The sequence below is a fragment of the Cupriavidus sp. 05N38 genome (assembly GCF_056397345.1).
In genome coordinates, this window is record NZ_JBFTNF010000032.1 from 66797 (window position 1) to 81044 (window position 14248).

Here is a 14248-nt window from a genome sequence, read left to right on the forward strand (position 1 = left end):
GCCGCAACATAGCACGCGTTGCAGAGAGACTGCAAGGGCAGTATGGCGGCCCGGCGGCGCCCCGCCGCCGGGCCGCGCGCTGTAGCAAGGTTCTGTAGCAGTCTGGCCGGCCAATTTTTGGAGCCGGCGAGCTCGGGAGCAGGGCACGAGTAGCGCAGGCTTTTACAGGTGGCGGACCAATATGGCAATAGGGTTCAAGGTGCAGTGCCTGGTATCCGCGGCGTGGCACCGTTGAGTGCATCATGCAATTGCTGCTTCAGTGCTTTGCAGCGGTCGGCTACCTCTTCCGACTGCTTGCCAAGCCCGATACTGATGGCCTGGCGTTCCAGCATATCCTTCAGTTGACCAGTCAGATTTGCCGCGATGTTGTCCAGAGCCGTGTTTCCGAACCTCTCGATGGCATTGCTGGTGCCTAGCGCCGATGCTTCGGCGTGCTGTCTGAATGCAGCGCGAAGCGAGCGGCGCAGGTCCGTAACGTAGCGCCGTTTGGCATCCTCGATTTTCTCTTCCCGAAAATGCAGATAGAGGTCGAGGATGGTTGCTAGCAACGGGCTGAATGCCGCTAGTCTTCCCGATGCTCTTGTGATGAGGCCAGCTCGACGGAGAGCCTCCGTCCTGACCAGCCTTATCCCGGTGGACCCGGCAATTTCGTAGAGGAGATTGCCGAGTGCCTTTGTGCTTATCGAAGCGGCTTCCAGTCCGCCTGCTATTGGCCCGGTTGCGCTATTGACAAGCCGCGTCAGACGCAATGCCGGGCTAGCTGGGATGCGGATGGCATCCAGTGAGCCGGGTGTGCCTGGCGCGAAGCTGCCGCCGGACCACGGCATGTGGAGCGCCTGCGTTGTGCGATTCTCGAGTTGCTTCCCCGCGCCGCCAAGGATTTCGTGCAGCTGTCGCTCCATTTCGCACCAAAGCTTGCTCAAGTCCTCCTTCATCTGGTCAAGCGTGGAGGTGAAGAACGCCTGCACCTCCGGAGCCTCGGCGGTGCCGTCCAGACGTTCCATTGCTTTCGCGGCACGCCCCAGTACTGTTGAATAGACTTGCCGATGCCATAGGCGCGCGAGCGAATGCAGGTGTTCCCTTGCCTGTTCAAGCTCGGCGATTTCCTTCTGGACGCAGGCTATGCGTGCTTGCAGGCAGGGCTCGTCGCCGGATTGCATGACATCCCGCATAACGCCTTCCACAGCGCTGATGGCTGCAATCGCCCGGCTCGCCTGACCGGTCTGGTTTCCCCAGGCGGAAAGGCTGGTCACCAGCGCCGACAATCTGCTTTGCCGCAGCAGTCGCTCGCGGAAGCCGGCCGAGGCCTGCCTGGCATGGAAGTACTTTGCCACCGAGCAGTGGAGCACGGGAATGCCGATGCGTCTACCCAATACCGCCTCAATCCGCTGTTGCATGCCGGCGCCTCCATTGCGGTCCCGGTCTATTTTGTTGACCACCAGGCAGCATGGTCTGCCGAGACAGAGGTTGTCTTGGTCTAGCAGCCTTCTCAATATGCCTRCCTGGGCCCGATAGGGAAGTTCGGGTGTAACGACGAGCAATATCATGTCGGCCTCCATGGCCGCACTGAGTGCTGCCCCGCCCACGAGTTCACTGGGGGAAAGATAAAGGCCTGGCGTATCCACAAATACCATCCCGTGCCAGTCATGCTCGCCTACCGCCGCAGTTGGCTCATCCGTTCCGAGGTGCGCTTCGTCGTTCCCTGACACCGCCCGGATGAGGCTGGTTTTGCCAACTCCCGCCTCGCCGAGTAGCGCGATTCTCCATGGGGCCTCAGCCTTTAACGTTTCCTGCCAGTATTGCAGGGTCGCGCGCAACGATTCCGAAGATGAAGTTGGCCAATGCGAAATGATTGAGGCCGCGTCGCGGATGAGGTGGCGGACGGCGTCGCGAGTGTCTTGAAATCCAGGCGTCACAACAGCACTCCAGTGTGAATTGAGATGCCAAGCAATTGCTCCGCCAGCTGAATGGAAGTCGACCCAGCCCCGATTGCTTGTTCCCACTGCATTTCGCTAAGCAAGACGGTCGCCGCCTCCCGGCCCGGGGCTATCGCCACTGACGCAATCGCCGAGCCGCAGTTGTCTATCCCGAGTGCCTGGCGCACTTGTCGTTCGAGCGGGGCGAGCCGGTCAACCAGCAGAAGCCTTTCACCGCCCAGCCACTCGGATAGCTGCTTCAGCTTGCTGCCGTCAGACTCACCGGGAAGCTTGAATGCGTGGTCGAGGCTGCGGGAAAATGCCACACTTGCAATCGCCAAAACGCCGGGTCGCCGCGCAACGGTGACAATATCAATGTGTTCGCGGTGCAAGTCCTGGGCAACGAGCTCGAAAGCGTGACTCAACAGGCAGCCATCAATTTTCGATGCGATGCGCTCGAGTCGCTTCGTCTCCGCGTCGAGGGAACTGCGGACGCATGCGAGGTGCTCTGAGATAGAAGCGGCCAGTTGTCCTTGCGCGCCTCCATCGTATCTACTCCCCGATAAAGCGTGTAGCCATTGATGCATCCGCCGGTGGTGTTGCCCCAGGACATCCCGCAGATCTTTCTCAAGGGAGGCGCGCCGCTGCTCCAGCACCAGATTCGCTTCGCCGATCCACCGGCTGGTGACCCGGCATACCCCTTTGTCGACGCCGAGTCCTACCGCCATGGAGAGAATCGTCGTGGCGGCAATCGTCCAGAGCGTGTCATCCACGACCGCGGAGATTAGCCATCCCGCGACGATGGCCGCTGCTGTGGATGAGATGCTTCGGAACAGAAGACGTGCGTGACGGTGCGACTTGACACGATGCCTGGCAAGCTCGAGTTGAGATACGTCAATTGAATCGTTATCGAACTGCCGTGCCCCGATGTCTGAAGCAGGAGGAAAGCTGGCCATATCGTTCGTTGTCGCCTCATTTGCCTGTAGCGCCAGGGGAAGCCATCCGGCGGCGTCGGTAAGCCCGTGCTCATCGAGCATGCCTCGCCAACCACGGCTAATAGCGTCTGCTGGAGAGGGCTCCGACAGCGCGTCGTCTATGAGACTGGCTATTGAATCCGCCGCAGCTTCAAAGCGGGATTGAAGCAAGTCAAGACTCCGGGCAAGCAGCCGGGCCGCCGTTGACCTCTGCAGTTCAAGGGAGTTTACGGCCGTCATCGCGGCATCGCGAAGTTGCCGGACGGAATCAGAGGCCTCGTCGATACACCCTCGGGTCAACTGAACATACATGTGGAGAAGGCTGGCCGGGGCCTGGAGGCGAGCCGATGCGACGCCTGAGGTCAGCAGGCGCAGAACGGCGGACTCTGCGGCCATCACATTACTTGACCGTTCGAGTGACGCGGCGGATACGCCAGGCGGTAGCACTGCGCCATGCCGTGCCAGCCACGCGGCCCGTGCGTGTATCGGAGTTACCTCGATGGCATCGATGCAGAAGCGTTGATAGATTCGCTCTGCGATGCGAGCGCCCAGTTGAGCGACGTTCCGGTTGCCCGACGCATGTCCATCCCCGCCAATCAACAGGTCAAGATCTTCATCGTGCCGCTTCACATTCAACAGTACCGCCAGGCGGCCCCGCAGCGGACCAGCTTGCGCAAGGCTGTCGAACGCCCCCGGTGCCATATCGTCATCCGTTAGTACCAGGACGAGCGTGTCGGGCCACATTGATCTGTCCCACCGCTGCGCCATGACGCCGGCATCATTGGGAGGGCTCTTCGCTACGCTTGCTTCCTGGACAAGGAGACACGCCGGGGTGTTTGCGATGGCACGGTCGGTTGGGTTCTCGCGCCGTGCCGGCGCCAGCTCAAGTGCTTGTGCCTCTCGAGCAAAGAATGCGGGCGAGCCGAAGAGGGCTTCCCTGGTGGTTGTCTTCCCGGAGCCCTCCGGCCCGACGAACAGGACAGATGGGGGATAGCCGGCGTCGGCAATACTTTCATACCCGCGCTCGAGCGCATGGGAAATGCCATCAACCTGTGAATGCAGTGTTCTGGCCCATATGCGGGACCGTTCAAGAAGTTCACTTGACGGCATTGACCCCGCCAAGGATAAGTCGCCAAGCGTATGTGCAAGGTTGCGGGAGACGTCGCCGAGCCGGCTCAGCACGGCGCGAATCGAGTCACGCTGCGCCTCCTGGAACTTTGCTGCCGCGGCACCAACGGCACGTGCGGTTGATAGTGCCGCATCGAGTTCTCGTTTGGCACAAATTGAACCGCTTGTCAGCAAATGGCGAGATGCGGCATCGGGTTCGGGCACGCCGCCAATACCGAGTTGAATAGTCATAAACGAGCCTGGCCACGAGAGATAGTCCGCGCATGCCTCTGGAGTCGTGGTTTCCAACTCGGGGTGGGRCTGGCGCGTGAAAGGTCACTCCATACGGCCCTCGGTATCTCGCTGCCGAAAGCATAGTCGAGTGGGGGCACGGATCAGGACGAGCGGGCGTCAAAGGCGGCCTTCGAAAAAAATGACTGCCTGATGCTGCCGAGGAATCCAAAGTCGAACGCGTTCTTTTTCCCAGGCAAGAAAAGCGGCGCGCCTCCCATGAGAATGCGCGCCGCGAAAGCAGCAGATGTCCAAGCTACTCGCCGCCCTGGCGTCCAATACAGGGCTCTCATGCTGCCGGCAACGGGAGGCGGGGGCCCCCAATTGCATTGCGAGGAGCGCTAGTCTAATGACAGCGCTGGCTACTTATCGGTCTTTCTGGTTTCAGATTCAGCCAAGGCATGGCTGAAAAGCCGCTACATCGCCCGCCGACTCGCGGAGCGACCACGCGGAACGTTTGGCCTTCGGCCGCCCAATGCTGGCGGAGCGAGAAGGCAATGCGACGATGGCTGGCCGAACGACGCCGGATGTTGGCCTGTGATTCATCAAATCTGCGGGGGCTAACGAGGCATTGCGCTGCTACAGTGATGCCGACGGGAATCGGGTGGCGTGTGGACTCTACAGATGTGTCAGCGAGGTCCCAGGAGGCCACGGGCCGAAACCCGTCTGGAAAGGGCAACACGGCCTTTGTGACTGAGGAAGAGTGCAATGAGTTGGACGGTAGACGAGATGGCAGAGCGCGCGGCAAGAGAGTTGCGCGATGGCGAGTTCGTGGAGTTGGGCCCGGGCTTGCCTGCCTTGGTGGCAAATCATATCGATGTCGCGAAGGAGGTTTGGGTTCATTCCGACGATAGGCTGCCAGGCATGGGCCTATACCCGACGGACGACTACATGGATGCCGATATCCTCGACGCCGGGCGAGGTGGAAAGCGCGTTGGACGGCAACTCACTCCCTTCCATTCGACGCAATCCTTCGCGGCAATGCTGAGTCCTACGGCGGATGTCGCAATCCTGGAGGCTCTCTGTGCCAGTAGCGCGGGCGAGTTCATTGAGCCAGAAAATACCATCGCCCGGCGTAAGACCGGCGGCGCACTGGGCAACGCGACATATGGCGCGGGACGCATCATTCTGCTCGTCCGAGAGTCGGGACTCGTGCATGGCTGCGGTGGGCCGTCACATATCGTCGACGCCCTGGGCGGGCATGGAATGGTCGAGCGGGCTGCGAATCGAATTATTACCGAGTGGGCCGTGCTTGATGTAACGTCTGGCGGACTGCGGTTGGTCGAGGCGGCGAGTGGCGTCACTCGCGGAGAAATACAAGCGAAGATTGGCTCGCGACTGCTTGATTAAACCGAGTGTGGAGGTGGCGAACCGGAGGCGCTTCGGCGTGCCGAAACCATTGTCCGGAACGCCAGATGCGAGTCTCGCCACGAACCGCCGCAAGAGCGATGCGTGGCGAAACCCGGGTCTTGCGCTAAGTAAGTCCAGGGGCGAATGCGCCCTTCATCGGCGCGGCGCTCCCGCTGCTCATGAGGTGACCGGGTGGCCTGGAGTGAATGCGCCAAAGGTACCCGCATGCACATCCTTGCTGAAATGTTCGAGCCAGTCGGATTCGTCACCAATAAGATACTCGCGCGAAGTGCCGGCCGAGAGACGGCGAATCGTAATCCATCCCTGCAGGCCAAATATTTCGTCGCTCTTCGGGTCGGTGGTGTCGACTTCGACAAGCACGAAGTCATGCTGAGGCAGGCTGTGCCGCTCCAGGAAGGAGAGGAAGCGCGAATGCTCGGACGGGTCGATCAGTTCCATGGTTGAATCCTTCATACATTTGTGACTGCAGGCCAGCCGGCAAGCGCGGCCCCCGGTTATCCCACGCCCCGCAAGCTTCATGCATAAGGATCGAAGCGCGGCGGACCTGAGTGCTTTAACTCTAGCAATCCCAAGCCGATGGAGACAGCCCGTAGTTCGAGCGGATGAAGACAACCACATTGTAGTTTCGGCCAAATGCCGAAGTCGACGCCTGTGATGGGGAGTCAGCAAGTGGCGGGCCGGAGGTAGCCGCGTTGCGTTGCAGCGTGCGTTGCTGCCGAGAGCGGGAAGACGAGCGTACCGTGAGGACAACACGGGCATGCGCCAATTCCGCAGCAAAAGCAGTCAACGGTATGAGGTAGCAACGCAATCGCGCCAGGAGGCCTTGTAGCCGTGGGTTCGGAACACTCGCTTGACTCTCGACCGGGCCGGCCGCCGCCGTGTCGTTTTCCATCTGGACCACGGGCCGTGTGCCCTCGAGGCGATCAGCGAGCCACCATGGCCGAAGCGTTCACTTGTATGGCAGATACTTGGTGCGCTGTGAGCCTATCCTGTTCCAAGACCGATCGCGCGCTCTCCTCTTGGCAAGGTCCACCAAGTGCTATCCGGCAGGGCCGACTGGCAGTTCTCCCAGGTAGCGCGCTGCATGGAGCAGCCATGGCATCGCAGCAGTTGAAAGATATCGTTCAGTTCCTTCGGGACCGTAATTCACAAGTCCCGGCTCAGCCAACGCTGGAGCAACTCCGAACGCACGCGGACAGGATCTACAACGAAATCGACGTCCCGCAAGGCGTTCGCTTCCTTGACGGCAACGAACTGCCGGGGACGTGGACGGCGTCCTACGGAGCGCAACGCAACCAGGCTGTCCTGTATCTCCACGGCGGCGGCTATGTCATGCATACCCCAGCGCAATACCGAACGCTGACGGCGGCCTTGTGCATCGAGACGCATCGGGATGTCTTTGCGGTTGACTATCGGAGGGCACCTGAGAACCCTTTCCCTCTCGCACTGCGCGATGCGCTCAACGCCTACCAGTGGCTGTATGACCGGCTTGGTGAGGACCCTTCCATTGTCGTGGCAGGAGACTCGGCTGGCGGCGGTCTCGCCGTGGCTCTAATGCTGCTGTGCAATCAGCGGGAGATACCGCTACCGAAGGGGGTCTTTCTCATCTCCCCCTGGACTGACCTCACCATGAGCGGTGACTCGATCCGCGCAAAGGCGGACGTCGACCCCATCATTTCAATGGAAGGGCTCCAGGCGTTCGCGCGTAGTTACCTGCAAGAGGACAATGACCCGCGGAACCCTTTGGCATCGCCCCTCTTCGGCGACCTGGCGGGCCTGCCACCAATGCTGATTCACGTCGGAGGAGACGAAAGCCTGCTGGATGATGCGACGAGGCTTGCGGCGCGAGCCGGCGCCGCCGGCGTCGATGTCACCCTCAAGGTCTGGCCTGGGATGTTCCATGAATGGCATATGTGGCACACGCGCTTACCGGAGGCAAGATCTGCGGTTCTCGAGGGTGCCGCGTTTATCCGTGGACGATTCGACGCCTGAGTGGCAGCGGTGCGCCGCACCGTGAAGTGCGGCGAGGTGAAAAGAGCAGCGGCGGACAAGGCGAATGCAAGAAGGCCCCGGATGGGGCCTTCTTGCATGTCTATCGCGATGTGGTCAGGCTGCCAGGATCCGGTGAGGAGGCCCCGCTGGGCAGGGTGAGGACAATGCCGGCGATGAGAGTCAAAACCCAGGAGTCTGCTAAACAGCGTACTTCAGCGCTGCGTTCAGCACGACAGCCATTGCGAAGCTGATGGCCCACCAGGAGACGGCGAAGGGAATCAGATTCACCAGGAGATGCCTCACCGAGTTGTGCTGCTGCTGCATGGACGCAGCGTGGATGGCTGAAGTGTTCATGATGTCCTCGTCTGTCCGATACGGCCTGTTCTTCTGTTTTCGGCCGACTTGATTACTTGGCATTGGCGCCGCACGTACAGTGCTGCGGCGGTGAATTCATTATCGGAGATGAAGGCCCGTGCCGTTAGTTATGAGATGCAGCAGTTTCAGCCAAACTGCTCGCTACCGAAGCCACTTACAGGAGAGGGCCCACCAATGCACATGGCCGAGATGGGGCGCGAGGGTTGTCGAGCTTTTAATTGGGCCTGATACGGTACCTTGGTGCGCGAATGTGTAACTGGCTGCTGCGATTGCGAGCAGCAGCGCCAGGAGATGGAGAGCCTGCATGGCGTCCTCATGACACCTGAGTTGTGTGGACGCACGGTAGTCCGACCATTTGGACACCACCAGCCTCCTGGCAGTTATCGAATCAGGAATGGACCTTCCTGCTGGTTTGGACAGCCCACACTCATCTCCCCATGGCGCAGCGTGCCGGTTCAACGTCTCATGGTTTATCAGGGGGATTTCCTGCGTACACCTGCATGGAACTCAAAATGAGAGACGACGCTAACGGCCAATATTGACAGCGCTACGGCCAGGGCCGCTCGCGCATGGCGATTACTGTCTAGACTCTGCAACTGGAACTAGTGCTGGGCAATGAGTAGCGTACGCGTGCCTGCCGATGCCTCGGTGCGCAGGCTGCCATGGATAGCGCTAGTCAGAGCAAGCCCCGGACAACCGGCGAGGGCGCCGGCGAGTCATGGTTAAGGGACCAGTGGGGACAAAAGGCTAACGACGGGAGCATTGCCTCAGCTCGCGGTTGAGTGTGCRCCGCCAGCGGTCCCCGAGTTGGGAGTAGAAAGATGATTGAACTGATAAGTATGCATGGCACGGCAGGAACCGGCATTCTGGAAGTCCGCTGCAATGATGATACGCCGCAAGATGTCTTCCTACGGTTCGTGCGCGCAAAGGTCAGCATGGAGAATCTCCTTTCAGCCTCCGCGATACTACAGACCTCGAGAAGAATGGCGCTGGACGGCGCATCGCTTCGATGGGAAGTGAAGCTTCCCGACATGCCTGCCCACCTTGCGCTTGCCCGCGCGGCACTCGACGTCATGGGAATTGCCTACCTGGATAAGGCTGGCCCCTTGCTGCAGGCCGCGAATGGAAGGAGACCGCCGCCAATTTCCCGGTAGCGATTGTTGGCAATCCGATGGCGGCAAAGCTCATCCTACAAATCGAGTGGCCCATCTCGGGAGAAACTCACCGGAAAGTCGTCGGTTGCTTATGTGGCCGACGCCAATATCAGGATTGTTCATGCGGAAGAGAGGCATTGTTGTTTTGGTCGCATTGATGCTGATGGCATTGAGGCTTCCGCTGGCGGAGGCCCTGACACTCGGAACTGGACTGCGGGAAGTCGATGCCGACTTGGCCAGCGTTGTACAGCGGCCCATCGAAAGGCGAAAGGAAGGCCGCAGTGATGACAAATCTCATATCGTCCTGGAGCGGCGCTCAATTGTCGTTCCCAACGGGCCGTTCGCACATCGCTTTCTTCAACTCGAAATTGACCGCGCCGTCACGCGTGCTGGAGGGGACGCGGCAATTCGCGTTGGAGAGAGGGAAGAGGAGGCGTATACAGAGGTGGTGGACGGTGTTACTTATCCAGCCATTAATCTGGTAGTCGACATCCTTATCGTAAAGCACAGGTAAGCGCTCCGGTCCTCCGATTTCCTGAGGAAATTGGTGGCGGTTGCATCCTTTAAAGAGCCTAGGGAGTCGCGCATTGCAAGACCAAGCATCAATAAACTACGTTCTGACCTTGAAAGACCCTCGCATGCTCCGCGAGTTGACCGCGAGCCTGGCCGAGGCGTGGTCTGACCTCCAAAACCCTTTCTCGCTCATCTACGACGAAATGCTCGCCTGTGGTCTCTCCGCCAGCGTATCGTCCTGCTTGCTGCGGAGTTCACTTTCTGTCGACATAGCGAGCGCCGGCAGTTGTGGGGAGAAGGCTCAGCTACGCGTATCGGCACGCATTGATGCGTCTGCGATTGAACGCAACCGCGAGTGCCTCGAAGGCATACTCTTGAACGTGGTCTTTCCCAGCTTAAGGCCGACGTGCGATTTCGAGGTACACGAACTCGACAGATGATGTCCGGGCGCACCGGAGAAAAATCGAGGTGACAAAATCGCCCGCATTGTGCGTGACGGCCTATTTGCGATGGTCGCGCTAATTTAATTATGGACTCTTATTATTAATATCATGAGGCTGATTGGTAAGTCGCTATTCAGGTGTTCGATTTTCGTTTCCGCGGCCTGCGTCGGTTTGGCTGCTTGCGTAGCTCCGATTCAACGATACGAAGGTACGCCGGAGGTCCGGTATGGAACCGGTGGTGCCAGAGAGGTTGTCGACGGTGTGGATGTATGGACACATGGGGAGCCTCCCAGAGCATACGAGAGAATCGGCTACACAAGCGTGGAAAGCCCAGAGGGGTGGATTGGGAACCGTATTCTTCTGTCTCGCATAGCGGGGCGAGTGCGCGAGGCAGGGGGTGACGCTGCCCTGCTTGGAGAGGCGCGAACAAGGCTCGAATCGCTTCATAAGGCCGGTGGCCAGATGCTTGCGGAGAATCGGCGCATCGTGGAAATCACTATCATTCGCTACCGATAAGTTCCGGTCGCCGGTTCGGATGTCCTGCGGCGCAATGAAGGTATCCGCGCCCAAAGCCGTGCCACGGATAGCACGTGCGTCGGCCGTCGCAGTGCTTCGCACCGGCACTGAAGCTGCACCCCGCTGCGGCATCGGGAGCCGGCAAGTGTCTCTGAGTTAACAGCCCATGGCAGGCTGAGGGTGGCACAGAGTCAGGCCTGCCCGGCATCTCCGGCAGGAGCTAGCGGCAGCAGGTCGTGTAGATGCGAGATGGCTGTTTCTGCACATGCATTCAGATGCAGCCAATCGAGTGGCACTTCAAGCCAGGGCGCGCGCGCGTTGGCCGGAATTGACTAAAATAAAGTATCCGGTCATCTACGTCTGTTGTTGCCATGAAAATCGCTGTACTTGCTTTCCCGAGCGTCCAGATGCTCGACTTGGTGGGGCCTATCGATGTCTTCAATGAGGCTGCGCGTCAGGCAGGAAATCCAGGTGCGTACCAGTTCGAGATTGTGTCGCCAACACCCGGCATTCTGACTGCCTCGAACGGAATGACGATTACCCCGGATGCTACGCTTGATACCAGCAGCCCCGATATAGACACGCTTCTGATCGCGGGTAGTCCTTTGGTGAATCTTGTTGAGAAAGACACCGCGATACGAGATTGGATTAATCGCTACGCCAAGACGGTTCGTCGGATTGGCTCGGTCTGTTCGGGAGCGCTTCTCCTGGCGCACACAGGGTTGCTGGATGGAAGACGTGCTACAACGCATTGGAACTCAACCGCCAGGCTGGGCCGAATGTTCCCCAAGGTAAAGGTGGAGCCGGACCAGATCTATGTGAAGGATGGAAATATCTACACATCCGCCGGCGTCACGGCAGGGTTGGACCTCGCGCTTGCCATGGTAGAGGAGGACTTTGGGCGGGCGATTGCCCTGAAAGTTGCCCGTGAGTTTGTGATGTTCCTCAAGCGGCCTGGCGGGCAATCCCAGTTTAGTGCGCATCTGGCTGCGCAGACTGCAGAAAAGAGCGCGATTCGGGATGTTCAGAATTGGGCGGTGGAGAATCTGAACAAGCAACTCTCGGTGGATAATCTGGCCGCCCATGCGGGGATGAGCACACGAAACTTTGCCCGCATCTTCAAGCAGGAGTGCAACGTGACGCCTGCGGACTTCGTTGAGGGAGCGCGACTGGATGCCGCACGCAGGATGCTCGAAGAGACTAGGAATCCGCTAAAACGTGTGGCTGCCCTTACGGGCTTCGGTGACCCGAATGGCCTCAGACGAGCCTTCCTCAGGCGACTTGGCGTCTCGCCGGCCGAATACAGGCGCCGCTTCCGCATTGCGGCGTGATTGCCAGCGCCGCGGCATTGGGTGCTGGCATCGCCCGATGCCAAAGCAATTGCCTTCATCCAGCTCGCCCTCACATAGCTACTTTCGTAGCGCCTGAAGCGCAGTGAAGGAATCAACGCGTCATCGCGCGGGGCAGCGCATTACGTCATGGACAGCGCGTGGGTGATGGCCCTGAATCTGCCGACCCAAAGCGGGCCGCACCTGGCCTCCGACGCTACGGTTGTGGGGCTGGCTGGAAGCGTCACTGAATTGGCAGGAACAGCGCCCTCGTCAAGGTTTTCACTAGGGGTATGGACACCGATAATCCAGTAGCCAAACGACCCGCACCCGCTGGTACTGCAGTGAGCGCGGCGCAACTGAAGAACTCGGAGAATGCCATGAACCGCGAAGCTATTCTTTATCACGATGGCTGCAAGATTTGTCTTTCCGTTGTGGAAACGATGACAGGCCTCTTTGACAACGACCGACATTCCCTGACTGTTGTCAATCTCGAGGAACACGGAGAGCTAACCGCCTCCGCGGAGGCAGCGGGGGTGAAACGACTCCCGAGCCTGGTGATTGATGGGAAGGTCCTGGAGATTCAGCCACACGCCCCGATTGCGGAGTTCCGCCGGCAGTTGGTGTCCTGAGTCGCTCCGGACGGGGGCGCAGTCGGAGCGCTGCGCCCCGCTGGCGCGCTCAAGCCTCGCGTCCAAGCTGGTGGGAAGACTTCCGGTTCCCCGTTGGCGCATGAAGGCACAGGATGTGCGCTCCCTCGGCTTGAACTGATGGTATAGCGCCACGCGTTGGCTTTTCCACGAAGTCAAACTAGTTCACGTGGGGCGCCTGCGCAAGCGCGCGGCCCAAATCGTGGCATCAGCTCTGCTCTTCGAAAGTGCCCGTCAGGAAGGAGAGGCAAGCCTTCCCGGCGTCCGCCGAGCGTTCCTTCGGTGCCCAATCAGACCTCGCGGGAACCCGCCTACATCGACCTTGCCGGCGCGACTATCTCGTCAACAGTGTTTGGCCAATCAGTTCCTCGGTGCTTGCCGAACGGCGGAATTGTCCCCGTTCGCTTCCCTGGGGCTCGCAGTTCATCGCCGATGCGCTTGTATCGGCTGTCCTCTTCAAGAATAGCGTCATCATGAAATCAAACAGGTTGCCCCTATACATATTTGTGGCGATGGTACTCGGCGTGCTCGTCGGCACGGCCGTTCACTTCTTGGCCGGCGCGGAAGCGGCCAAGTCGATTAGTGGATATCTCTCCATCCTCAGCGACGTCTTTCTCCGTCTGATCAAGATGATCATTGCACCGCTGGTGTTTGCGACGCTTGTAGGCGGTATCGCGGGCATGGGCGACGGGAAGGCGGTGGGTCGCATTGGTCTCAAGGCGATGGCATGGTTCGTTGTTGCTTCCATCACGTCGCTGGTGATCGGCCTCGTTATGGCAAACGTCTTGACGCCGGGGCTTGGCATGGATCTGCCGCTGCCAGCCCCGCGGTCATCTCTACCCAGGGTGTCGGCGTGCTCCTCGTCTATGGAAAACTGCTCGGCAGCGTGTACCTGTCGCTGGCGATACTCTGGGTCATTCTTATCGGTGCAGGCTACTGGTTCCTCGGGCGAGATGTATTCCGGTTGCTTGGCGAGATTCGTGCTCCGCTTCTATTGGGCTTTGCTACGGCAAGTAGTGAGTCGGCTTACCCGAAGGTGGTCGAGCATCTCGGGCACTTCGGCGTAAAGGACCGTATTGTCAGCTTCGTCCTTCCGCTTGGTTACTCGTTCAATCTTGATGGCTCCATCATGTATACCTCGTTCGCGGCGCTGTTTGTCGCGCAGGTCTATGGCATCGAGTTGTCCCTGACGAAGCAGATTACGATGCTCTTGGTCTTGCTCGTGACAAGCAAGGGGATTGCGGGCGTTCCCAGGGCCTCCCTCGTTGTCGTCGCGGCCGTATTGCCGATGTTCGGACTGCCGGAAGCCGGCATCTTGCTCGTGCTTGGCGTTGACCATATCCTCGACATGGCTCGCACGGTTACGAACGTCCTTGGGAATGCGTTGGCTACGGCCGTGGTCGCAAAGAGCGAGGGAGGACTGCAAAGCTCCTCCGCTGCGCGGTCGAGCCTGGATACCCCCAGGACGGCGTAGGGCCCCAGGCGGGGTGTAGAGAACGCCGCGACTCGCGCTTCGAATTTCTGGTGAAAGCTGCGGCCGTTTGGAGAGTCGTCGAGGGCAACCCGTCCGACTCGCAGGCGTGCCGGCCAACCTATTCCGAATTACTCACAGCGGCCT

The 14248-nt window shown here is 59.7% G+C and carries 10 protein-coding genes and 1 pseudogene; 7 read left to right on the plus strand and 4 right to left on the minus strand.

The features are described 5' to 3' along the window. Positions 1-194: 194 nt before the first annotated feature. Both AC1DK4_RS22985 and AC1DK4_RS22990 read right to left on the minus strand, forming a co-directional pair. Positions 195-1916 (minus strand): GTPase domain-containing protein, encoded by a 1722-nt coding sequence (locus AC1DK4_RS22985; protein ID WP_477131797.1) that lies wholly within the window; start codon positions 1914-1916, stop codon positions 195-197. Continuing rightward, positions 1913-4249, minus strand: a complete 2337-nt coding sequence (locus AC1DK4_RS22990) for a hypothetical protein (RefSeq protein ID WP_441619058.1) — start codon at positions 4247-4249, stop codon at positions 1913-1915. The genes AC1DK4_RS22985 and AC1DK4_RS22990 overlap by 4 nt, the downstream gene beginning before the upstream one ends. 747 nt (positions 4250-4996) lie before the next feature. On the opposite strand from AC1DK4_RS22990, the gene AC1DK4_RS22995 reads away from it, so the two are divergent. Then, positions 4997-5638 carry a CoA-transferase gene (locus AC1DK4_RS22995; protein ID WP_441619060.1) on the plus strand — a complete coding sequence of 214 codons (642 nt, stop codon included), beginning with the start codon at positions 4997-4999 and terminating at the stop codon, positions 5636-5638. A gap of 177 nt (positions 5639-5815) precedes the next feature. On the opposite strand, the gene AC1DK4_RS23000 is transcribed toward AC1DK4_RS22995, so the two are convergent. Next, on the minus strand, positions 5816-6097 hold the full coding sequence (locus AC1DK4_RS23000) for a transcriptional regulator (RefSeq protein WP_441619061.1): 282 nt from the start codon (positions 6095-6097) through the stop codon (positions 5816-5818). A 657-nt stretch (positions 6098-6754) separates the two neighbouring features. Here AC1DK4_RS23000 and AC1DK4_RS23005 point away from each other — a divergent pair. Continuing rightward, entirely contained in the window at positions 6755-7651 is an 897-nt protein-coding gene (locus AC1DK4_RS23005; protein WP_441619063.1) for an alpha/beta hydrolase, read from the plus strand. 198 nt (positions 7652-7849) lie between these two features. Here the strand turns inward: AC1DK4_RS23005 and AC1DK4_RS23010 are convergent, their stop codons facing one another. Next, positions 7850-8005, minus strand: coding sequence for a hypothetical protein (locus AC1DK4_RS23010; protein ID WP_441619065.1), 156 nt, complete (start codon positions 8003-8005; stop codon positions 7850-7852). Between the two features lie 842 nt (positions 8006-8847). Between AC1DK4_RS23010 and AC1DK4_RS23015 the strand changes: the two genes are divergently transcribed. From AC1DK4_RS23015 to AC1DK4_RS23035, 5 genes and pseudogenes are all read left to right on the plus strand, one after another. Then, on the plus strand, positions 8848-9180 hold the full coding sequence (locus AC1DK4_RS23015) for a hypothetical protein (protein ID WP_441619067.1): 333 nt from the start codon (positions 8848-8850) through the stop codon (positions 9178-9180). A gap of 121 nt (positions 9181-9301) precedes the next feature. Beyond that, positions 9302-9694 carry a hypothetical protein gene (locus AC1DK4_RS23020; RefSeq protein WP_441619069.1) on the plus strand — a complete coding sequence of 131 codons (393 nt, stop codon included), beginning with the start codon at positions 9302-9304 and terminating at the stop codon, positions 9692-9694. Positions 9695-11023: 1329 nt separating this feature from the next. Further along, a complete protein-coding gene (locus tag AC1DK4_RS23025; RefSeq protein WP_441619071.1) occupies positions 11024-11983 on the plus strand; it encodes a GlxA family transcriptional regulator in 960 nt (319 codons plus the stop codon). A gap of 377 nt (positions 11984-12360) precedes the next feature. After that, positions 12361-12612, plus strand: coding sequence for a hypothetical protein (locus AC1DK4_RS23030; RefSeq protein ID WP_441619073.1), 252 nt, complete (start codon positions 12361-12363; stop codon positions 12610-12612). A gap of 491 nt (positions 12613-13103) precedes the next feature. Further along, positions 13104-14104, plus strand: a pseudogene (locus AC1DK4_RS23035) (dicarboxylate/amino acid:cation symporter). Positions 14105-14248: the final 144 nt, after the last annotated feature.